At 44.7% G+C, this 23,445-nt stretch carries 17 protein-coding genes; 3 read left to right on the top strand and 14 right to left on the bottom strand.

Features of this window, described 5'->3' with window-relative positions; genetic code table 11:
- Positions 1 to 2 precede the first annotated feature (2 nt).
- The 10 genes from AC1XUE_RS01265 to AC1XUE_RS01220 all read right to left on the bottom strand — a co-directional run bounded on the left by AC1XUE_RS01265 (position 3) and on the right by AC1XUE_RS01220 (position 10,862).
- Positions 3 to 947: a glycoside hydrolase family 43 protein gene (locus tag AC1XUE_RS01265; RefSeq protein WP_483354114.1), complete on the bottom strand. Its 945-nt coding sequence runs from the start codon at positions 945 to 947 to the stop codon at positions 3 to 5.
- Positions 940 to 1,914: an ABC transporter permease gene (locus tag AC1XUE_RS01260; protein ID WP_483354113.1), complete on the bottom strand. Its 975-nt coding sequence runs from the start codon at positions 1,912 to 1,914 to the stop codon at positions 940 to 942. Before AC1XUE_RS01260 ends, AC1XUE_RS01265 begins: the two co-directional genes overlap by 8 nt.
- A gap of 71 nt (positions 1,915 to 1,985) precedes the next feature.
- Positions 1,986 to 3,497, bottom strand: coding sequence for a sugar ABC transporter ATP-binding protein (locus tag AC1XUE_RS01255; RefSeq protein ID WP_483354112.1), 1,512 nt, complete (start codon positions 3,495 to 3,497; stop codon positions 1,986 to 1,988).
- 59 nt (positions 3,498 to 3,556) lie between these two features.
- A complete protein-coding gene (locus AC1XUE_RS01250; protein ID WP_483354111.1) occupies positions 3,557 to 4,189 on the bottom strand; it encodes a DUF2291 domain-containing protein in 633 nt (210 codons plus the stop codon).
- Positions 4,190 to 4,192: 3 nt separating this feature from the next.
- On the bottom strand, positions 4,193 to 5,152 hold the full coding sequence (locus tag AC1XUE_RS01245; RefSeq protein WP_483354110.1) for a substrate-binding domain-containing protein: 960 nt from the start codon (positions 5,150 to 5,152) through the stop codon (positions 4,193 to 4,195).
- Between the two features lie 57 nt (positions 5,153 to 5,209).
- A complete protein-coding gene (locus AC1XUE_RS01240; RefSeq protein WP_483354109.1) occupies positions 5,210 to 6,619 on the bottom strand; it encodes a DUF1593 domain-containing protein in 1,410 nt (469 codons plus the stop codon).
- Positions 6,620 to 6,656: 37 nt separating this feature from the next.
- Positions 6,657 to 7,628, bottom strand: coding sequence for a transketolase family protein (locus tag AC1XUE_RS01235; RefSeq protein WP_483354108.1), 972 nt, complete (start codon positions 7,626 to 7,628; stop codon positions 6,657 to 6,659).
- 32 nt (positions 7,629 to 7,660) lie between these two features.
- Positions 7,661 to 8,485, bottom strand: coding sequence for a transketolase (locus AC1XUE_RS01230; protein WP_483354107.1), 825 nt, complete (start codon positions 8,483 to 8,485; stop codon positions 7,661 to 7,663).
- Between the two features lie 65 nt (positions 8,486 to 8,550).
- Positions 8,551 to 10,020, bottom strand: coding sequence for an L-fucose/L-arabinose isomerase family protein (locus tag AC1XUE_RS01225; RefSeq protein ID WP_483354106.1), 1,470 nt, complete (start codon positions 10,018 to 10,020; stop codon positions 8,551 to 8,553).
- Positions 10,021 to 10,094: 74 nt separating this feature from the next.
- On the bottom strand, positions 10,095 to 10,862 hold the full coding sequence (locus AC1XUE_RS01220; protein WP_483354105.1) for a DeoR/GlpR family DNA-binding transcription regulator: 768 nt from the start codon (positions 10,860 to 10,862) through the stop codon (positions 10,095 to 10,097).
- 228 nt (positions 10,863 to 11,090) lie between these two features.
- Here AC1XUE_RS01220 and AC1XUE_RS01215 point away from each other — a divergent pair, with 228 nt between their 5' ends.
- The 3 genes from AC1XUE_RS01215 to AC1XUE_RS01205 are packed head-to-tail and all read left to right on the top strand — an operon-like array spanning position 11,091 to position 15,607.
- Entirely contained in the window at positions 11,091 to 12,824 is a 1,734-nt protein-coding gene (locus AC1XUE_RS01215) for a PA14 domain-containing protein (protein WP_483354104.1), read from the top strand.
- A gap of 5 nt (positions 12,825 to 12,829) precedes the next feature.
- The gene (locus AC1XUE_RS01210) at positions 12,830 to 14,806 is read left to right on the top strand and encodes a plastocyanin/azurin family copper-binding protein (protein WP_483354103.1); all 1,977 of its coding nucleotides are present in this window, start codon (positions 12,830 to 12,832) and stop codon (positions 14,804 to 14,806) included.
- A gap of 42 nt (positions 14,807 to 14,848) precedes the next feature.
- Entirely contained in the window at positions 14,849 to 15,607 is a 759-nt protein-coding gene (locus tag AC1XUE_RS01205; RefSeq protein WP_483354102.1) for a 3-keto-disaccharide hydrolase, read from the top strand.
- Between the two features lie 324 nt (positions 15,608 to 15,931).
- Here the strand turns inward: AC1XUE_RS01205 and AC1XUE_RS01200 are convergent, their stop codons facing one another.
- The 4 genes from AC1XUE_RS01200 to AC1XUE_RS01185 all read right to left on the bottom strand — a co-directional run bounded on the left by AC1XUE_RS01200 (position 15,932) and on the right by AC1XUE_RS01185 (position 23,427).
- Positions 15,932 to 17,035: a hypothetical protein gene (locus tag AC1XUE_RS01200; protein WP_483354101.1), complete on the bottom strand. Its 1,104-nt coding sequence runs from the start codon at positions 17,033 to 17,035 to the stop codon at positions 15,932 to 15,934.
- Between the two features lie 56 nt (positions 17,036 to 17,091).
- On the bottom strand, positions 17,092 to 19,827 hold the full coding sequence (locus AC1XUE_RS01195; protein WP_483354100.1) for an alpha-d-galacturonidase: 2,736 nt from the start codon (positions 19,825 to 19,827) through the stop codon (positions 17,092 to 17,094).
- Positions 19,828 to 19,889: 62 nt separating this feature from the next.
- Entirely contained in the window at positions 19,890 to 21,365 is a 1,476-nt protein-coding gene (locus tag AC1XUE_RS01190) for an alpha-L-fucosidase (protein ID WP_483354099.1), read from the bottom strand.
- Positions 21,366 to 21,399: 34 nt separating this feature from the next.
- Positions 21,400 to 23,427: an aceric acid hydrolase gene (locus tag AC1XUE_RS01185; RefSeq protein ID WP_483354098.1), complete on the bottom strand. Its 2,028-nt coding sequence runs from the start codon at positions 23,425 to 23,427 to the stop codon at positions 21,400 to 21,402.
- Between the last annotated feature and the right edge of the window lie 18 nt (positions 23,428 to 23,445).

The following is a 23,445-nucleotide window of genomic DNA, read 5'->3' as shown; positions in this document are numbered from 1 at the left end:
AATCAGGGAGTTTGTCTGAAGGATGTCTTCAATTGATGCAATAATTTCCTGCTTACTGCAGAGATGGTGCCATGCTTGTGATCTTTGGGTATATCCACCTGTCCGGATATGTTTTCGAATTGAACAAAGTCTCTTGTTTTTACAATGCCATACGTTTTATCTCTGTATTGATCAAAGTAAATAAGCCAGTCCTTACCCACTTTTTGAACGGTAGGCCCTTCGGTAAGAAATCCGGTAAAAGGGGCTGATATATCTTTATAGGGTCCGAGCACATGATCAGCGAAAGCAACTTTGATATTGCGGTTTGGTCGTGTATTGTCTTTTAAAACCAATACATATTTCCCTGCCTGTTTTTTAACGATGACGGCATCTATCACGCTAAAACCCGGATCCATAAACAAGGCGGCTTTGCTGAAGTTGACAAAGTCTTTGGTTTTGGTGTAATACATCCGATGGTTATTCTTTTCATCTTCCTCCCCTTTCTCAAATTTAAAAGGAATCGTCGACGCCCAAATGATGATAAACTCCCCGGACTCATCATCATAAAACAGCTCCGGAGCCCAGACATTTACTACCTCGGATTCATGTTCCATGACGGGAATAAATCGCTGCGGCGACCAGTTGAGAAGATCCTTTGAACTGGAATATCCAAAGCCCTTATCGCCTTTCCAATTGGTGGTCCAAACCAGATGAAATGTACCCTCGGGCCCTTTTACGATAGACGGATCCCGCATGAGTTTCCCTCCAACTTCCGGTTTCAAAAATGTACGGTTGAGGTCTGTCCAGTGATAGCCGTCATGGCTGTAGGCGATATGTAAACCGTCTGTAGCTGGCTCCCGAAACGAGGTGAAAATGTAGCTTTGCTTTTGGCATGCTCCAAGAAAAAGCAGCGTTACCAGAGCGTAAAATCCGGATAGACGCATAAAATTTCCAAAACGCTTAATCATTTTTCGAATTTGACTTGTCAATAATAACGGCCAGCAAAATCACCATTCCTTTCACAACCTGCTGCCAGAAAGGGGACACGTTCAGCAAAACCAGACCGTTGTTCAGCACACCAATGATGATTGCCCCCTGCACCGTGCCTAAAATACTTCCGCGTCCGCCCGAGAGCGAAGTGCCCCCAATTACCACAGCAGCAATTGAATCCAGCTCATAACTCATACCGGCATTGGGTTGGGCAGAATCCAGTCGTGAAGTCACCAGTAAGCCGCCAATGCCTGCAAGTGCACCCGCTATGGTATAGACGATAATTTTAACCTTGCTGACATTGATGCCCGATAATTTCGCTGCACTTTCATTCCCTCCGATCGCGTAGATGTAGCGACCTAAACGCGTTTTGTTTGTAACGAATAGTGCAATGGCTACGATGATACCCGAAATCCAGACCGGAACAGGTATACCCAAAAACCAGCCGGTTCCAAAGAATAGAAATTGCTCACCCAAACCACTGATTGGAAAGCCCTGCGTCCAGAGCATGGTAAGTCCGCGTGCGACGGTAAGCATCGCCAGTGTTGCCACAAACGGAGGAACTTTAAATCTTGTGATCGTAAATCCATTAAAAGCGCCCATTGCAGAACCTGTTAGTACTCCTGCCATTGTAGCTCCCAAAATCGTAAAGCCGATATAAAGATTACTGGAGGGAATCTCAATTCCATTTTTTAAAAGGCCTGCGGTTATCGCTCCGCACAGAGCCAGTACTGAACCGACCGACAGGTCGATCCCGGCGGTGAGAACGATCAGGGTCATTCCTGTTGATATACAGATGTTAACCGAAATCTGCCGCATTACATTCCACAGATTGGAAACGCTCAGGAATTTATCCGACAGTATGCTCAGACCCAGACATAGGATAAAGAGCGCAATTAAGGACTGAAACTGAACAACTTTGGACTTATATAACGCTAAATTCATTTTACTGTCAGCTATAAACCGGCGATCTTCCGGCCAATGGATCTGTTTAATTCATTATTGATAGGTAGAGATCAGGCAGCATGTAAGGATTTGGGAATGGCCGCTTTCAGAATAGCATCCTCGGTCGCATCATTAGCAGAAAACTCAGCGGTTAGCACACCTTCGGCCATAACCAGCACCCGGTCCGAAATCGCCAGAATTTCGGGCAGTTCCGAAGAAACCATCACGATCCCCAGGCCTTCGTCGGCAAGCTGCATGATGAGCCTGTATATTTCCGTTTTCGCATTGATATCGATCCCCCTCGTAGGCTCATCCAATAGTAACAAGCGGGGTTTGGTAGCCAGCCATTTGCCTAACACAATCTTTTGTTGATTACCACCGCTCAAATTTCCCGCCAGTTGTTGTTGTGAGGATGTTTTGATTTTGAGATCTCCGATATAGCGGCTCGTCAGGGCTTCTTCTTTCTTTGCATTCAGCGTCCCGAATTCCTCCATGTCCTCTAATGTAGTCAGGCACATGTTCGTCTGCACATTTAACCCCAGTACCAAACCGTCTTTTTTTCTGTCCTCGGGAACCAGCGCAAGCCCTGCTCGTATCGCATTAGATACCGAATCCATCATAAAGGGTTGTCCATGTATGATCACCTCTCCTTCCACTCCTTTATGTAATCCGAAAATGGTTTCCAAAAGCTCCGTCCTTCCCGCTCCCATCAAGCCGAATAATCCCACTATTTCTCCTTTTCCAACATGGAAACTAATGCCCTTCAGCAGTTTTTCACCTGCTCTTACGGGATGTTTAAGGTAAATATTTCTGACTTCCAGTACGGATTCGACGCATCTGTTTGCGTCCTTTTTTCGGATCACTTCAATCTTCCGACCCACCATTTTCTGGATTAGAAGATGCTGACACATTCCTTCCATGCTCCCCGACTCAATAGAGCGTCCGTCTCTCAGCACCACATAATGATCAGCAATTTTGAAAAGCTCATCCAGCTTGTGCGATACATATACAATTGCCTTTCCTTCCTTCTTCAGATCGTTGATAATACCAAAAAGCACTTCAACTTCACTTCCCGTAATAGCCGAAGTAGGCTCGTCCATGATGATCAGTTCAGCATCTGTCAGAAGTGCTTTTGCGATTTCCACAATCTGCTGCTGGCCGACTTTAAGCTTGACCACAAGTGTTTCCGGATTCACGTGCAGATGGAGCTTATCCAGTAATTCCTGCGTCCGTTTCCGCATACGATTTTTGTCCACAGTACCATATTGCGTAGTCAGTTCTCTTCCCAGGAAAATATTCTCAGCCACACTTAGATACGGGATCAGATTCAGCTCCTGATGAATGATGGCAATACCTTTCTGCTGTGCATCAGCAGGACCCGAAAACCGCACAGACTCTCCTTTGAATAGCACCTCACCTTCGAAGTCTGCATAAACACCCGACAGAATCTTCATTAAAGTTGATTTCCCGGCACCGTTTTCTCCGACCAACGCCGTTACCTTGCCTGCCTCCAACGACATACACACGTCCTGCAAAGCAAGCACTCCCGGAAACCTCTTGGTTATGTTTTTGGCAATCAACATCTTCGATCAGTTTAAATCATCTTATGACAGATAAATTCAATATCTGCTATGCAAAATCTTCATTCTTCATTCTTTCTGACTAACTTAATCGGAATCACCTCAATAGTTTTGAGATCCAGATGCTCCCGGTTCAGTTCGATAGCGCCGTGAAAAACAATGACGTCCCCCTTTTTAACCGTTGATTTAAAGGGAGGAATCACGCTTTCGCGGATCACCTTATTGATTTCAGCGGATACATTATTAAAATCCATCGAATTATCAAATTCATTAATATCCAGAGTTCCGGATGCATCTCTCACCGCATTACCGAATACATATTCTGTTGCCAACCGAAGCTGTGTTCTTTGGTCAGCAGAATCAACCTGCACAATGACCTCGTTTTCATCAACCGAGGTTACTACACCCTGGCCTTTAACCAAAAAATACCTGATGTTGCCAATTCCTAATGCATTGGAATACTGATCGAAAGCTTTGTCTTTATCAGTCTGCAATAGCGGCAGCAGTTTATTGAACGAAACAGCTCTGCTAAGTGAAGGAACCAATCTTTTTGTCCAAAACGCCTCCACATATTTGGCAGCATCAAATGAACTGACTCCTGCCTTCAACTCGTCAAGTGCTTTGAAATAAACAGAGTTGTATGCTACAAAGCCTATAATGACCAGGAAAACGATGTATTTGACTCCTCTTTTCATGTCCTATTCCTTTTTACCATAAGCGGCATAATTTGCAACATTGTCTTTCCTCACCAGCTCTACCGCCACCGGCATTTTTTTCGGAAAGTCTCTTTTTCCTTTAAAATAAGCATCCGCAAAGTTGGCAGCCGTTTCGGCCATTACCTCCGGAAACTGCATACCTGTTGCCATGATCTTACCCTGCTGAATGGAAAGCACAACATCTTCTGCTCCGTCGAAACCGAACACCTTTACTTTGTCCGCTTTACCTGATGCTACCAGCGCCTGATATGCGCCCATGGCCATCGCATCGTTTCCACAAAATACAGCATCAATATCCGGTTGTGCCTGTAAGATCGACTCTAATACTTCCATTGCTTTATTACGGTCAAAGTCGGCACTTTGCTGAGCCACCATCTTTAATTCAGGATAATGGTCCACGACACTGTGAAATCCCTTTGAGCGGTTCCATGTATTATTGTCACCAACCATCCCGAGAATTTCGACATATTTGCCTTTCTTATTGAGCGTCTCGACAAAGTACCTGGCAATAGAAACACAACCCGAGTAACTATCCGAAAGAATCTGCGAGGTAGCTGCATCGCTGGCGTTGACCTCCCTATCCATACAAAATACCGGTACCCCTGCTGCAGTCGCATTTTTCACGTTCACGATCGAGCCGTCGGCATCCGTTGGATTAAACAAAATCGCATCATAACCTGTAGCCAATGCATTTTCAAAATGGTCTGTTTCCTGTGCTGTATTATTCTGAGAATCGAATACCTTGGACTCGTAACCAAGCTCACTGGCTTTCGCCTGAGCTCTTTCTGCAAGAAAGACAAACCACGGATTGTTTAATGTAGATACGACAATGGCTATCTTTTTTGGCTCATCTGCGCTTTGTCTTGTTTTACAACGGATTAGTGCAAATCCAAAAAGGACACACCATAGCGCTGTCAGACATAATTTTAACAACTTGCACATTGAATGTTCGGATTAGGAAAAATACGTTAAGACATCAAACCTCGGATCCTAACTATATTATTCAGGAAAAACTGTAACAATTACACGTTGATAGCGTGTTAATGCGGGTACACCATCATCGGTTACGGCCAAAATAATGTGTAAAGTTTCCGGTTTTGAAACCTTTGGAGCTATAAAGGACGTTTGGGGCGCTTCTGTTTTTTGGATCTTAATTGGTTCTTTTATAGCATAACTACCTACTTCCGGATAATAGATCCATTGATAGGAAAGCTTGTTGCCATCGGGATCCCCAGAGGCTGAGCCATCGAGCATAACAGACTGACCACTTTTCGCTGTCAAATGATTTGAATGTTTCAACTCTGCTTTGGGCGGATGGTTTGCGTCTTTGTAAGGTTTAACTGTCCAGTCCATTCTGGCAGCAAAATCATTTTGAAAAGCCTCTCTCCACCTCCATAGCGTTGCTTTGTTGCTGGTATGGAAGTTTCCATCCACACCGATAACTTCATCAACAGCATCTGTGTATATCGGGCGCGTTTCCGATTCATAAAACCATTTTTGTGTTCGCGGAGTGTAAAGCTCATAACGTCCCCCCCATCCACCGTACTCAGGGTGCTCGGGATCGTTCAGTCCGTTAGGAATCAAACCAAGAAATGAAGGTGTATCACCTTCCATCAGGAATTTGGTAAACGGATATTCCGCTCCTAAAGGACCATGGTTACGGACATGTATATCCAGCCAGGGATTATCTACTATTTCAAAGTTAGCCCCTGTAAAACGACCGTGAAATTTGTCACCGCTGATTCCTGACCAAAGTGCATAATGATACGCTCCGGCTCCATGGTAGCCTGGACTTCCGACAAAGAACAGATCCGGAAAAGTTTTACGAATCCATGGACCCGTATCATCCTGATCGGAAATGGTGTACATGCGGATTTTGGAAACAAACTTTTGAAGGTCTTCAGCAGAACGCGTCATCCGTACTTTCCAAAGCGCCTGAGCGAGACAGTTTGCTCCACCCCAAACCGGAATCCATACCGGACGGTTATCCGGCTTGTCGATCACACTGATAATCCATTCAGATCCTTCAGAGTCCTTGCCTTTTCCAATGGCTTCCATGCCAAATGCAGGCAAACCGGATTTGGTAATACTGTTGAGATACTGTTCTGTTGGAAACCCCTTTTCGTGTAATAGCAAATTGCCCCGAACTTTTCCATACGCGGTAACAAGCTGTTTTATTTTTTCCGGAGCGACCCTGTTTTTCTGGTGAACCGAGGTGGTCGCAACAATTCCTTCTATATCCCATTGATTGGAATAGGTAAGAAACCGGACGAGCGACTGTGTATCATCGGGTTCATTTTCAATATCAGTCAAAATCAAAACTCTCCTTTTTTCTGTATCCGTCTGTGCATGACCTGGCAGCGCAGAAAAAAACAGTAATACAAACAGATAAATTTTTATCAAATTCATGAGAAAAAGGAATAGGTTAGGAATTCAAAAACCAGTTTTAGATCTGATCTTTCAAAAGCGCTAATGCCACTTCAGCAATACCACTTTCTGAGATTCCATAATGATCGAAAATCTGCTGCTGCGAGCCTGTAACGGTGTATTCATCAGGAATACCCATGATACGAAAACGATTGGTAAAATTGTTTTGCAACAGGAAGGAAGCACAAGCTTCACCCAATCCACCATACACGCTATGCTCTTCTACAGTGATGATCGGTTTACCTTCAAGTGCAATATTTTCAAGTTGTGTATAATCGAGTGGTTTGATTGTGTGCATGCTTACGACGCGCACAGACAGATCCGACTCTTGCTGCAATTTTGCGGCGGCCTGGATGGCCGGATAGACCGTTTCTCCTGTAGCTATGATCGTCAGGTCATCACCTTGCTTTACAATGCGTGCTTTACCAAAGTCGAAAGTCTTTTCATCCTCTGAAAGAAGCTGCATGGGTTTTTTACCGAAGCGAAGGTAAACCGGAACGTCACTTTCGACAGAGAGTCTGATGGCCTGTTCAGTTTCAAAATTATCTGCCGGTGCTACGATGATCAGATTATTGATTGTACGTAGAACGGCAAAGTCATGCAAGCTGTGGTGGGTGGATCCAAGCGCCCCGTAACTTACTCCGGCACTTATGCCGACCAGCTTCACCGGGTTATCAGAATAGGCTACATCGTTTTTGATTTGTTCAAGAGCGCGGGCAGTTAAAAAACAAGCCGGAGATACGGCAAATACCTTTTTCCCTGCCGACGCAAGTCCGGCAGATACACCTACAAGATTTTGCTCCGCTATTCCTACCTCAACAATCTGCTCCGGAAATTTCTTTCCGAAAGGAACGAGTTTACCCGATCCGCGCGAATCACTGGTAACAACTATGACATCCCTGTCGGTTTCTGCCAGTTGCTGCAATGTTGCCGAAAAAACTTCCAGATTTGCATGATAACTTACGCGTATATTTTCGATCGTTGCATCCACTTTTTAGTCTTTTATATTGAAGAGTAAAACCATTATACCGACGCCTCTGACGCATTTAATTCACGCATTGCCAACTCATATTGGCTCGTATCAGGAACGCCATGATGCCATTTCAGCTGGTTTTCCATATAACTGATTCCTTTGCCCTTTACAGTGTGTGCAATAATAAAGCTCGGCTTACCTGCTTCAAAAGGCACCGCATCGAGCGCAGCCTTGATTTGCCCAATATCATGACCATCCACATGGCGGACGGCCCACCCAAACGCCTCCAGCTTTTTATCTACAGGGTCAGTATTACATACACTGTCGGTCGAACCGGTAATCTGCAAATTGTTTTTATCCAGAATCGCACAGAGGTTATCCAGTTTGTAGTGTGCTGCAGTCAGTGCTGCTTCCCAGTTGGAGCCTTCTGGTAGTTCACCATCACCAAGCAATGTAAAAACCCTGTAGTCTTTTCTGTCTAGTTTTCCGGCGATCGCAGTACCGACACTGATAGGCAAACCATGTCCTAGTGCGCCGGTATTTTGTTCCACACCATGGACTTTTCTTGTCGGATGCCCAATGTAGTGTGACTTATACTGGCAAAGGGTATCAAGGTCCGACTCAGGAAAAAAGCCTTTTGAGGCAAGCACTACATACAGTGCTTCCACCGTATGGCCCTTACTTTGAATGTACCGATCGCGATCTGCTGAACCAAACTGGTCAGGATCCACATTGAGCGTGTGGTTATACAGCACATTGAGGATGTCAATACAGGATAGGCTTCCGCCGGTATGCCCGGCTTTCGCCTGGTAAATGTACTTGAGTATTTTACGCCGGTACTCTACCGATTTGCGCGCAAGTTCCTGATCCGACATGTTGTTGTTGGAGTTAAAGTTCCGGATGTTTATACCGGGAGTATAGATAAAGCCTTTCGAAAAAATCAGTATTCTGTCACCATTTCCTTATCTGCGTATTCCGCCCCTGTTGGTTTACTGGCTGGCTCCTGAAACAATTCAACCTCCCAGCCCATATAATTGCCCAAAGCTTCTTTCAGAATGGATGCCGTTTTAGAAGCATTCATAACCACATGATGTTCAAAACCATTACGGCAGATGTAATTCATTAGTTTTTCCAGATTTGGTATTTCTGCCACAGCCCTGTTGCCGAAGGTTTTCAGTGTATCGTCTGTTAGTCTTCCTTCGCCCACATACGCTTTCATAATGCCTTTCGGATCATCCGTACTGATTCGCCCGAATGTGAGCGGCATGGCGGGTGTACGTCCTGAAAGCGCCCCATAGGTATTGTGTTCACCGACTGTCGTTCCCAATATCGGAGCAGTACTGATTTCTATATCAGGCAAAAATGATTTCGCCCAGTTCCCACAGTGGAAAAGAACACATTTATTTTCGTCATCCGCATAGTTGTTATTCCAATCCACCAGCGCGCTGGGAGAACCCGAGGCCAACTGCATCGCATACATACTCAATGTACCTGTCACATCTACTTCACACCCACTCGGCAGACCGTTTTCGCTCATAATGCTCATACTTGTACAAACATTACAGCCATAATTTTTTTGTATGGAAGTCCAGCACTGAATGGCCGTTGCATCCAAGGCATTTTCCTGCATAAAATCAGAAAGCACCACATCAAGCTTAGCCATCTGGATCAGCGCCTCATTCGGCGTCCGGCCGGTGGGCGCATAATCTCGGATGCGCTGCAATCTTTGCTGTACACTGGCATCATGCTGAGTAAGTTTTTGGGCGTTGCCAAGAATCTCCGAAAGGTCCACCGTGACAACAGATATACCATTTCGCTGTAATATTTTCTCACTGTACCTAACGGTATTAAATCCGCCCGGTCTTGCTCCGATGGCGCCAATCCTAACGCTATGCAGACCCTTTGCCACCCGGCATACGCCCATAAATTCCTTCAGATCCCTGATGAAAGCCGGATCGGTCAGGCGCATTACATGTTTGCTTGTCAGCGTATATTTGATACCGAACTGATACAGATTGTTACAAGCAGAAATTTTTCCACACCAGGAATCGCGTCTTCGTGCTACATCCAGCTTATCCAACTCATCTGGGTATCCCTGCACAAGTACGGGGACATTCAACTCTGCTAGTTTGAGCGTTTCGGCAATACCGCGCTCGTCGCCGAAATTAGGAAGTATGACAAGCACGCCTATCATCTCATCGCGGTGAGCACGAAACAGGGCTGCACACTTTTGGGCGTCCTGAAACGTTTCTACGCCACCGAGTTTTGTTTCCGCTGCATCCAGCATTATTCCGCTGATGTCCATACGCTTCAGCAGGTCAATGACTTCCACCCTTGCCTCGGCTACAAGCCGGTCAGGGAAAAAATCACGATTACCGATAATTACGCCAATACTTCCTTTTTTGCTCATGGTGATTTAACTGTCAGTTGGATTTGTTTCCGCATGCAACTGGAATTTATTAATATGATCTATGACTGAACTTGTCAGCCTGCTATAATCAGCTCAATTTCATTATCCTGAAAGAGTTGCTTGTGTTTCTCTTCCACCCCTGCATCTGTGATGATATAATCGATCAGAGATAAGGCACCCAAACTTGCAAAAGCACTTTTCCCCACCTTGGTCGAATCTGCGACCAGATATGTCGTATCAGCAGCATCAATCATCGCTTTTTTTACGACAAGATCACTGATGCTGGGATAAGTAAGTCCTGCTTTCAAAGACAATCCTGCAGTGGCAAGAAAAAGCTTCTGAACGTTAAGACCCTTAAAGAAATCAGCGGCCTTTTGACCGGTAAGAGACAATGTCGGCGGCTTGAATTCACCTCCTGTCATAATGACCTCTATACCTGTCTCAGCACCTAGCAGTAAGGCAATATTCAACGCATTGGTAATCACTGTCAGATGACGATTACTGCCTCTTAACTTCTTGGCAATCTCGGTGGTAGTAGATCCTGAGTCCAGAATGATCGTATCACCGTTATCTATATATTCAAGGCACTTTGCGGCGATAAGCTCCTTTTTATCGAGGTGTTCCTGATTGGCCAGCGAGAAATTCCTCACCTGATCCTCGACGTTTTTCAAAAATGCACCGCCGTGTTCTTTAATGACAAGTCCGTCTCTTTCAAGTTTGTCGAGATCCTGTCTGATGGTTACCTCAGTTACTTTGAATAGCCTGGCCAGGTCTACCACTTTTGCTGACCCGTCTTCTTTTAACAATTCCAGTATCTTATCTCTTCGTTGATTTGCCAGCATTGTGTATTTTTTGTTTTGTTGACCTTCTGTTTTACACCTAAAATTAGAAGGAAAACAATTAATTCGTAATACCAATCTAAAAAATAAACAGACTAACATTACAAATAGAGATATTAAACTCAACAAAAGCAAATTTACGAAAACAAAAGAAAATAAAAAGTAAAATTTAAAAATGTTCTGGTATTTTTGTGATATAATTTCCTCGTTTTTGCACACTACTATTTACTGATGCATATTGATATTTACCCAAAATTTCTGATCCTGCTCATTTTGCTTTCGATCAGTATCCCCATCTCGGCACAATCTGTCACCACCGACCTGGACAGTGACAAATTACCGTTATCAGATCTTTCCCATTTTAGGAACCCAAACTCGGCTGCATGGCAAATAGCTGGAAATGTGTCGGCCAGCAGACATAAGCCGGGTAATTACACATACTCATCAGGAAAGGGCATATTGATCTATACGCCGCAGGGAAAGCCTTCTTCTGTGACCAGCAAATTGGAATTTGGAGACATGGATCTGGAATTTGACTTTCTGCTGAGCCGGAATGCTGATTTTAAAGTTACGCTGCATGATCAATTTCAAGTCAATCTGCCGGATGCCTGGATGAAGCCTGGCTTCGATGCATTTAAAGCGGCAGGACTATGGCAACACGCCAAAATTCGGTTCAGAGATACTAATGGAAGCAGGAAAATAGAACAGGTGCAGCTCAATGGACAAGATATCACTGCCCTGGAAGGTATCACTCATGTTAATCAACCTGCATCCAATACAAAGGCATTTTCCATCACCGGAAATACAGTAGGATTTGCCATCAGAGACATCCGTTACAAAACGTACGGACCACAGAGAATAGCGCTTTCTGATATCACATTCAAGGTGTACAACGGATTGCATAAAAATCCTGACACACTCCAATTACTACCCATCAAAAGGAGTGGAAAGACCGATACACTTTCTCATCGTGTTGGTGACCGAAAATCACAGCTGGTTTTCGATGGGATGATAGATGTTCCCGCAACGGGTGAATATCTGTTTAAACTGACTGCCGGCGGCGGGGCGTGGTTCTATATTGATAACAAGCTTGCAATCAGCAATAAGGGTTCCCGTGATTTTGAAAGAGCGTTTTACCAAAAGGCCATACTGAAAAAAGGAAAGTATCCCTTTAAGTTGGTGTACTCCAACTCAGACGAATGTCTGGTATTGCATTACCAGGGACCGCATATTGGTTGGCAATCGCTGACTACGCCGGCTTCAGTGCGGCTCAGTGAACATTGTGCACCACTTGAATACCAAGTCAAAAACAAACCGATCCTGCAACGTGGATTTATGATGCAAGGCGGGAAAGTCAATCCTTATACGGCTTCGATAGGATTCGGAGCCAATAATTATGCATATGATATGCACACCTATAATTTGATGGCAGGCTGGCATGGAAGATTTATCGATGTTGCTAATATGTGGCGCGAACGTGGCGAAAAACAGCTGGAAATTCCGCTGGGTGCCAAACTGGAGTTTTCAGAAAAGCCTTTGCTGGCAAAGTTACAGCAGGCGGGCAACAGCTGGCCGGATTCAGCACAGACGCCTAATGGTATTTTTAATGCCAGAAGTTATAGTCTGGATGCAAACCAGGTTCCTGTTTTTTCGTACGCGCTGCAGGATGTACATGTCGAAGACAAGATCACAGAGCTACAGACTCATGAAGGACTTTCAAGAGAGATTAAGATTCGAAATACCAATAAAAGAACGCAATATTATATACTGCTCGCAGAAGGAAAGTACATTGAAAACCTTGCAGACGGCAGCTACGCAGTGAATGACAAAAGTTACTATGTGGAAAAACTGACAATTAATAACGGCATTGCTATGATCCGAAAAGCCAATGGTATTCAGCAGTTGATCGTGCCTGTCGCTACTTCTACCTCTATTCAGACTATCAAGTATAACATTGTATGGTAAAGTTTATGTCTCAAACACTTCCAGCAGCAGTGTTCACCAGATTACTTTCTGCTGCAGCGTTGCTGTTCTCAGTTTCCGCATTCTCCCAAAACGACATTTCTTCGAAGGAAAACAAGTTTTATAAAATGAGTGATGTGCCCATTCCCGATAGCGTCGTGCTGGAAGTAGGCGGACTTGCTTTTACGGAAGATGACCGGCTCGGTGTGGCTACCAGACGTGGTGAAATATGGGTGATTGACGATCCTTATCAAAAGAAAAGTACCCAACCGAAATACACACTATTTGCCAGCGGATTGCATGAACCGCTGTGGCTGGCGTATCGCAAAGGATCATTTTATACCACGCAACGGTCGGAACTGACTAAAATTACGGATACCAACAAAGATGGAATAGCCGACAAATACAGTACGGTATATTCCTGGCCCATCTCCGGCAATTACCATGAATATTCATACGGGCCGTTGTTTTTACCCAATAGCGACATGCTTGTGACATTGAATCTTTCATGGGTAGGTCGCGGTGAAAGTCTTACCAAATGGAGGGGCTGGATGCTCAAAATTACCGAAGATGGAAAAATGACACCATTTGCCACCGGCATGCGCTCGCCGGCAGCATTTGGTCTGAATCAACAGGGTGATATATTTTTGGCTGAAAACCAGGGAGACTGGATTGGCTCCGGCCGTATCACACATCTGACAGTAGGTGACTTTGCAGGACATCCTGCAGGACTCAAATGGTCGGATGAACCTGGCTCAACTGTTCATCTGAAAAGATCATCTTTCCCTGATTCTGTTGGCATTATGTATGACTACGCACAGGACAAACCCCATTTCAAACTTCCGGCTATCTGGTTTCCGCATACGGTCATGGGTATTTCAACCTCAGCCATTCTGTCTATGGATTCAGACGATTTCGGGCCATTCAAAGGTCAGCTGCTTGTAGGTGACCAGGGACATAGCAAGATTATGCGTGCCTATCTGGAAAAGGTAAACGGACAATACCAGGGCGCATGCTTTCCGTTTCGGGAAGGATTTAGTTCTGGTATCCTCAGAATGGCCTGGGGAAGTGATCAGTCGCTGTTTGTGGGCATGACGAGTCGCGGCTGGGCATCCACAGGAAATGCGCTTTACGGTCTGCAAAGGTTGGAATGGACAAAGCAGGTTCCTATGGAGATCAGATCCATGCACATTACTACTACTGGCTTCGAACTGGAGTTTACCAAGCCTGTAGACCGCCAGGAAGCTGCCAATTCAGATCATTACAAAATGACTGGTTTTACGTATAGTTACCACAAAAAATATGGTAGTCCGGTGATCAATTCTGCGCCATGCCAGGTGCAAAAAGCGGAAGTTTCCGGGGATGGATTGCGCGTAAAGTTAACCGTTTCCGGTCTTCGTGCAGGCTATATCCACGAGCTGAAGATCAATGATTTAGGCACTAAGGATGGAGAAGCTATGCTGCACCCGCTAGCTTATTATACCATCAATTCTTTTCCTGAAGGTACACAGCAAACGCATCATCATGCTGACCATCAAGACGGACAGACAACAGCCACTGCCTGTGGAAACGATCCGGGCAAATCGGTTCAGACTCAGCCTGAGGCGTGGACAAAGGGAGCCGATACAACCATCGTTATGTCGACCAAACCAGGACTCAAATTCGACAAAGAGTTATTAGAAGTAGAACCAGGACGTAAAGTAAAACTCAGCTTCAACAACAACGATGATATGTTGCATAATCTGGTTATCACGACGCTGGGAACACAGGAAAAGATAGCCCAACTGGCCATGGATATGGGACTCGACGGTGCTAATGCCGGGTATATTCCAGACAACGAATCCGTATTGTTTCACACTTGTCTGATACAGCCTGAAACTACACAGAGTATTTATTTCACCGCACCCGAGCCAGGTGATTATCCGTTTCTTTGTAGCTTTCCAGGTCATGCTTTCGTGATGAAAGGAATTATGCGCGTTCGTTAAACCGAGGATATAGAACGTTTGGGTTGTCAGCTTAATAAATATATGAAAGTAAAAACAATTCTCGCACTGATCAGCTTATCAGTAGCCTGTGACTTATACGCGCAGGATCAACATGTACTTCCTCCCGTCTCTGCAACAGAAGACTGGACAAGAAAGCCTACTTTGGTTACTCCGGGCAAGGCCTACGCGGAACCACCATCTGATGCCATTATATTATATCGGAGCAAAAAAGATATAGATAAATGGCAGCATCCAGATGGAACTCCTACAAAATGGCAGGCTACGGATGATGCGCTGACCATCGTTAGAAAAGCGACCGACCTTCAGACCAAACAAAAATTTGGAAATATACAGCTACATCTGGAATGGAAAACACCGGATCCGTCTGAAGATAAAAGCAACAATAAAGGAAATAGCGGCGTATTCCTGATGGGATTGTATGAGGTTCAGATTTATGAATCCTATAATTATGATACGAGAATATATTATAACGGTCAGGCAGGAAGCATCTACAAGCAGCATGCTCCGTTGGTGAATGCTGCAACAAAACCGCAAAGCTGGCAAACCTTCGATATCGTCTTTAAAGCCCCTGTTTTCAAAGAAGATAAGACTTTGCAATCACCGGCTTACATCACGGTTTTCCATAACAACGTATTGATCATCAACCACGCCGAAATCAAAGGACCGATGGTGTATCAGGGCTATCCCAAATACGAATACCATGAAGCCAAACTTCCTTTGCGACTTCAGGAACACAACAGCCGGGTAAGCTTCAGTAATATATGGGTGCGGGAGTTGTAGTGTGACTATATCTTTTCGTATTTGAAATTACAAGTAACTGTTTCACCCTAATCTTCTCCTGCCATTTCCAGAACGTCAGACCTCAGCTCTTCGAAAACTTCATCTTTAAAGAGGTGGGCATACCTATGATTTTTCGTTACATCCCTGCTGGATTTTGAACCTGTGTATGCTGTACATTTTACCTAAATTACATCGCTACGCCATTTTGAGACATTGAGAACACCATCTCTAAATGCCTTTGGGGATGCAATATTGGTAGAAGGATTGGTGCAAAGAGTACATCAAATGTCGTCAGGCATGTAACATTGGAAGAAGAAATAACCGCTACTCCTTCACATAATCATACTTTCTTTTAGAGCCGGATAAGCCTACTGATAATTTTAAATTCACTTGTGTACCTGCATAATTCCTGATGTTATTCCAGGGCGTAACAGCGACACTTGCTCTGGCGAAATAAGTTGTTTTTTCATAGAAGTTTTCAGATTCCTTAAACTTCTTATTGAATTCCAAGCCTATCACCGGACTATATCCTCTTGCTGCCCGTCTATCTCCTTTCTCTGTTTTGGAAGGTGTGAATTCCGATACTCCATAACCTACATACGGTACCAGAACAACACCTTTATTGACGACTTTCCAACCATAAGTAAGATCTGCTCTGACATGTGTAGCCCGGGTCCCTTTTTCCCAATAACCTCTGGCATCAATTTCGGTTTTTGTTCGGCTGGCGCCTATACCCATATCAAACATAAACCTTGACCGTTTCACATCCAGGTACAGACCCATTCCCCCACCAGTTGCATTATTAAAGACTTCCCTTGTATTATCCGAAAAAAATTCCTGACTGAAACTTAGAAACACACCCAACTGCGCCTTAGGTGCTCGTGCGACTTCTTTTATATCAGGAGTGCTGTTCAATAAATCAAGAACATTTGATTCCCAGACAGGCAGCGATGTATTGCCAAAAAACTGCGAATCCTCACGGAGCTGTGTATAAAGATTGCCTATTTCATCTCTGGTTTGCAGGTAAATCGTATCCATTTTGTTTTGTAACTCCCGAAGTGATCCACCTTTAACTCCAAGCTCATATACCCTCAATTTCAGTAGTTTGCTATGGTATCCACTCAGATCAAATATAATTTTGGCGCGTCTGAGCGTTTCCGCTGTCGTGTCCGGCAGAAAGGATGTTCGATAAGAAAGTACTGCATCCGAAACCAGACGAGGGCGAGGTTTGCCGAAATTATTGGTATCAAACCAATGCCGGTACCTGACATTCACATCCAGCATTTGGCGTGCGGTCGATGTATCTACATTAAACCTTTTAGCATCAAGGATTACATCTTTATGCCACCGTAACATATCAGACTGAGCCAATGTCGTGAACGAAATAGAAAGAACCGATAATAACAGGCCCAAACTTCTGAAAATCACTGTAGAGGAATTTAAGTTGAATCGCAAATTAAGAAAGATCGCCTCCAAAAGTCAAATCAATCCGGCTCAAATAACCAATCAATATTTTTAGTCTCGTCACTGCTCTGAGAACTTATGCTTTTCAAATTACTATCAGCCTCAACAAAACCCAATACTAGAGCCTTCCCTTTACCTAACGCCAGCTTGTGTTTTCCGGCAGAAAATGTATAACTGTGTATGTTTACAGGTATATCTGCCACAGAGAATGCATTAGCCACCTGTACCTCTGCCTGCCCATAATCATTAGCTGTTGCATCTGTTTCCAAGTCAGGGGGATTAAGAAATTCGGGTTTATCCGATTGAAAATAACCAACTAATAATTTTACAGGAACATCCGTTTTGAACTCAATTTTTGTGGATTTCACCTGCTGATCTTTTGCGTCAATGCGAAGCGCTTTAAGTGCTGAAAATGAAGTCGGTAAGTCGGAAACGATTGAAGAGAAATTGTTATACACTTTTTCCCCGTTTTTCAACTGAAACAGTTCAAATTTATCAAGTAATGTCACAGTTTTTGGCACTATAACCTTAGTGGTATTTGCATTGATCTGCCCTGTTTCAAACTTTTTTAAATTGAGTTTGAAGTTATCAAGCTCTTTTTGATAGAACGGTAATAATTCAGCCCAGGTTTTGTTCCTGCCACCGTCGCCGGCTACGGGAATACGACGCTGTCCGGTCTGCATACTATTCGCATACAAGTAAGTACCTTTGGTTAGCTCAACCAACCGTTGATAGTACGTTACGCTATGCTGAAGATGTGGCAGCGCTGCTTCAAGGTCAGACAATTTGTTGGTATAGGTATATTTTAAAACGAGCGCTGCGGCCTTCACTTTCTCAGCGAAAAAATCAGCCAGCGCTTGATTGCAGTATACGTCATTTTTCACCCTTTCAAATTCATCCCTATTGCTGGTCACATACGGCGCTGCACGGTCGATTGCTTCTGCAGCCAGTTGGCCATGAAGCGTTACTTCATCAGTAATCTGAACAGGCGTTTCTCCGATGTGTTTCAGTGATCTGAACTCTTTGTCGACATATTCAGCCAACGTCTCTCCTTCCGGCCCATCCGAATTATAAAGCTCCGGCCATACCCGGTATTTCTTCGGATTGACCAATTGGCTCATGGTCATCCCCAATGTCAGCGTTTGCCGGTTCCCATTCGTGATCCCGAAGCGACGTAATAATTTAGGAGTGATTTCCCCAGCCTGCTCGTATGCTTCCAGTATATCTTTGCCATGCTCGCCACATCCAAAATCGGCTCCGAGCTGATCCGTCCAGTAGCTGATTTCCTGTTTGCGATCGCGTCTGCAGTTCCATGCATAACGTGCCCACGCCTTATACCACACCCGGTCCCTGTCGATTTGAAGCAAACGAGGTGAAGTATTGTCTGCACTGTAGGGCCAGTCCCAATAGGAAGATTCCGGATACAAATGCAGTCCGTTCGCACCGTGTACCTCATGCATTGCCTGCACACTTTTCTGTATGAAATCCGCCGAACCGTAGCGAAATGGTTCCAGGTTTGCAAGGATGTGGACGTTGTCTATGTGCGTGGATCCAAGCTCACTCATCTCACGATGCATTTTGGCCCACGGTCCGCGTGGCTGGTAGGTGGTGAGCGCCTCACCATTGTATTTGTTCATTGTAAACAGCGACTTGTACAATGGCAAAGAAGCTTTCATGACCATTTGAGGATTCGTATCGTGTCCCCGCAAAACGATTGGTGGTTGTACGGTTGAACCCAAAGCGGCCAAACCATCTTTTACACCGGGAATAATCGTCTTCGTAAACCATTCCACATCATTTTCGTCGCCCTCCATCGCTTCTCCCAACGTGATTAACAGGCCCACGTTCGGATATTTCTCTACAAAGGCTGCTATGGATTTCCGGGTATAGTCGGTTAGCAAGGGCGTAATTTCCCTCTTCCGCTCCTGGGTTGGTATATTGTGTTTTTCGGCAAATGGCTTTGATACGATGATGTTGTAGAACATCTGTATCACCCATATTCCACGCTTGTCAGCTTCCCGGGTAAGAAAACCAAATATCTCCTCATTCTTTTTAAACGTTTCCTCATCCACCTCGACGGCATAGGGATAATCTTTGAGCTTGACCAGAGATGCAAATGGATGTCCGTTCCATAGATACAGCGAATTGAGCCGGTTCTCAACAAGCATATCCAGGTATTTAATCCACAGCCGCTTATCGTAGAACCAAGGGAAGTTTTGCGGTGTATAAGGATATTCATACACCGTTCGACCGGGCAGATATTCCGTTTTCTGTATACCGATACAGGTGCCACGAAGCACCATTTCAGGCTGATCAATCAGCTTAAAGCCAGTTGGTAAGTTCTTCTCTACTAAAATTTTTTCTGCCAAAGCCAGACAACCATACAGTATGCCGGATTCGTCGGCACCGGCAATCACAACATCTTTCTCGTTAGAAATAATGACAAATCCTTCTTTACCAGGTGCAATGGTATACTCACTCTTGAACTGACTAAATTCCTTTTTGATCAGTGCATCGGAATACAAGCCGACTATGACTTTCCGTGTACTCAACTTTGAGCCTGGTTTGTCCAAAGTAGTCTTAGTACCAATCTTGTCAAATGCTGCCACTAACTTCTCAACACCAAATGCTACACGGGGTACAGCATCTTGAGGTGTGATAATCGTTACGGTACTGTTGGTGAGGCTTTGCGCACTGCTTCCATTTGAAACACCAAAAAATACCAGAAATAGCAAACTAAGGCAATAAGTTTTCATTGCGTTGTAGATTCAAAACTGCAGAAATTTATTTGATGCAAAGTGTCAGTAACGGGCATTAACTACTCCGTTTCGATCCTGAATACATGTGCAATATCAGACGGCACACGGGTTTTGCCAGGAATCGTAATGCTCAATCCGCTATCTGTCAGAGTGCTTTTACAAGCCACCAGATTTTTCAAACCGAGCAAGTTTACCGATTTTATTTTTCTATTGATACCGCTTTTGTTCAATGTTTTCAGGCTGAACTGAATATCTGTTGGGACACCAGTTGCTGCAATATCTTTCTCGGTTCCTCTGGTTTCCGTAGCCGCCGCGGGCCAATCCAGCAAAATGGCGTATATCGTCTTTCCCTTCTGTGTGTAGTATACCTTTTTTCCCGAAGCCATTGTTTCACCAAACACCTTGTATGGCCGTGTTTCGTAAATTGCTTCTCCGAACGTCCACATCCAGCGACCCACTTTGTGCACCACCTGCTTTTGTTCTTCAGGGAAAGTGCCGTCTGCCATAGGAGATAAATTGAGCAACATTTGACCATTTTTACTGACGACATCAATCAATGTGTGCACAATTTCTTTGGCCGTACGTATCTCCATGCCTTCGGTGTATCCCCAGGAATACGACAAGCCTGTTCCTATCGAATAATCACAAAGCCACGGTTTTGCAATGATCTTGTCCGGATTTGAATTTTCATGGTCTTCCATGCCGACACCAGCCGGCAGATCCTCCCCTTTGTAGGTTACGATCACATCCTGCTTGCGCTTTTCAGCTTCGTTGAAATAATGTGCCAGGTAAGACTGTATATTCTTTTCGGGCACCTGTTCCAGCCAGGCGTCGTGGTAGATCACATCAGGATGGTATTTGCTCACCAGCTCTTTGCACTTATCCATCCACATCTGATCCCACTCATTTTTGTCCATCGTTGAACCATATAACTTGGCATATTTCGGATCTGCTCCGGCCCAGCTAGGTTTCAGTTTAACATTGGTATAGTTGAGCTCGTGGTGCAGGGAAGTAAAAAATTTGAGTCCGCGGCTTCGAATTGATTTTTCCAGTTCACCTACCACATCCCTTTTCGGTCCCATGTCCATGGCATTAAAGGGTGTAAGTTTACTATCCCACATGGCAAAGCCATCATGATGTTCAGCAACGGGTCCGGCAAATCTGGCTCCGCCTTTTACAAACAAATCTGCCCATTCGTCGGCATTGAAGTTTTCTCCTTTGAATTTCGAAATAAAGTCGTGGTAGCCAAATTTTTCCAACGGACCGTACAAAGCCAGGTTACGCTTATAGGTGCCTAGTTTGGAGTAATCCTCTTTGTCGTTATGCATATGCTGAATGTAGTGCTCATTGTTGTACGCGGGCACAGCATATACACCCCAGTGACAGTAAATTCCGAATTTGGCATCGCGCATCCAGTCGGGTACCTCGTTGTGTTTTTCCAGGGATGCCCAGTTGGCCTGATAGCTCTGAGCCTGTATATATCCGAAAGAAATCATATATGCGGCCACAGAGGCCAGCAACATTTTGAAACGCATGTTTTTCTCAGTTAGACGATTTCAACATTCAAGCTCACCTCGCCAGAGGCAACCACACCGACATATCATTATGTCCTCTATTTCCCCATGTATAGTAAGGCACGAGCCGCACAGGTACAGTTTGAGGCTTGCCCGTTGAGACTTCGCGATACAGATTCTTATTCCATTGGTTAGGGCTAATCAGGATACCATCTCCTGTTAAGCTTATAACCGAACTGTTTTCAATGGTCATCTTAGCCGGTTTCAGATTGTTATTGATAGCAATAGCCACGTCAAAAATCGTTTTCCCTTTTGGCAAATCCGTCGACTCCAGACAGTATACAATCGGCCCTCTTTTTACAGCTACCTGGTTGCGTGTTTCCTCCACCAATGGATTCGACTCAATCAGTTTTACAGGCATAGGCAAGTTTAGCTCTATTTTATCTCCCGCTTTCCAACTACCATTGATCTCTGCATAAGTCCCTGCTTCCAATTTCACTGGGGATATTTTACCATTTACAAGCAACTTAGCGCCGCTGCACCAACCGGGAATCCGGAAATACAAAGCCAAAGCCTCCTTTGGAGCCTGATGTATTTTGATTGATACCTTACCGTCCCATGGGTAATCCGTGGTTTGGGTCAGCTTTATTTCCTCATTTTTAAAATCCGTATCCAGTGTGTTGCCGCCGTATAGATTGAAGTAAATACCTTTATCCGAAATGCTGTAAGCATATTGGTTTACTTCGGCAATAGTCCGTACGGTATTGGGCGGACAGCAGTTGGATTTACCAATGTAACTCACCCTGTCTTTCGACCAGCGCTGTTCAAACGGCAGAGCATCCGAATAGGCCAGCGGATTGGTATACAGGAATTTATCGCCTTTCAGATTAATGCCGGAAAGAACACTGTTGTACAAGGCAAGTTCTACTACATCCGCATATTTGGCATCGCCGGAGATCTGAAGCATCCGCCAGTTCCACAGTACGTTTCCTATGTTTGCACAAGTTTCATTATGCGCTGTAAAATTGGGAAGTTGGTAATCGCGTCCATAGGCCTGGTGGATCTTCTGCACATCATCCGGTTTGTAGGAAGTACCGTCCGGTGAAACACCATCGTACAATGCTCCGCATCCTCCGGTAACATACATTTTATGTTGCATCAAATCATCCCACATCGTATTCAATTGTTTCAAAAGCGCCTTGTCTCCCGTTTCGGCATACACATCGGCCACCCCTGCATACAGATAATTGGCGCGTACAGCATGACCCTGTACTTTTGTTTGTTCCAAAAATGGGATCCGATCCTGATTGTCGTCAGTACCCTCTGTAGACCCTTTTATACTGATCAGATGTTTGACCAGCGTCAGGTATTTTTCTTCATGGGTGGTTCTATAAAGCTCACTCAGCCCCATATAGTGCGCCGGACAAATTGCGTTGCGTGACTGCTCCGGCGTAGCCGATGCATAAAATCCGATCAGGAAATCCGCAGCCTTTTTGGCTACTTCCAGTAGGGAGGTTTTTCCGGTAGCTCTGTAATGCACGCAGGCAGTCGTCATCAAATGCCCGAAATTATAGGCTTCAAAGCTCAGCCTGCTGTCGAACATTTTCGCCGCGCCTTTTTTATTTTGATCAATAATCGCTTTGGTATAGATGTAGCCGTCCTTGCGTTGTGCTTTGGCAATTACCTCAATGGCGTGATCCATCAAGGCATCCAGCTTCGGATCTCTGGTCACTGCATACATGCCTGCAACAGCCTCAAGCGTTTTGTAAAAATCACCATCATGGAAGGAAGGACCTTTAAAATTCCCTTCTTTCAAACCGGCTGCGATTTCAAAATTCCGGAATGAATTACTAATCTCCGGATCGGTATAGACCTTCCAGATATTAGGCACCATCGTTTCCTGACAAACCTTAAAACGGTCCGCCCAAAAACCCTGCGTCCATTTTACAGCATCCAGATCCGTTCCATGCAAATGCGCATGGGAACTTTGGGATGTATTTACCAAACCTTTGCCTTGTGCGATGGATTTACCTGAGACGGCAACAAATGCAACCGTTGCCAGCAAAACATTTAATTTATTCATGCTTACTATTTTATGCTT

This window comes from Dyadobacter sp. HNCC25DJ187, from assembly GCF_056895255.1.
The sequence above is the reverse complement of the archived record's forward strand: the minus strand, read 5'-3'. Positions and strand labels throughout refer to the sequence as shown.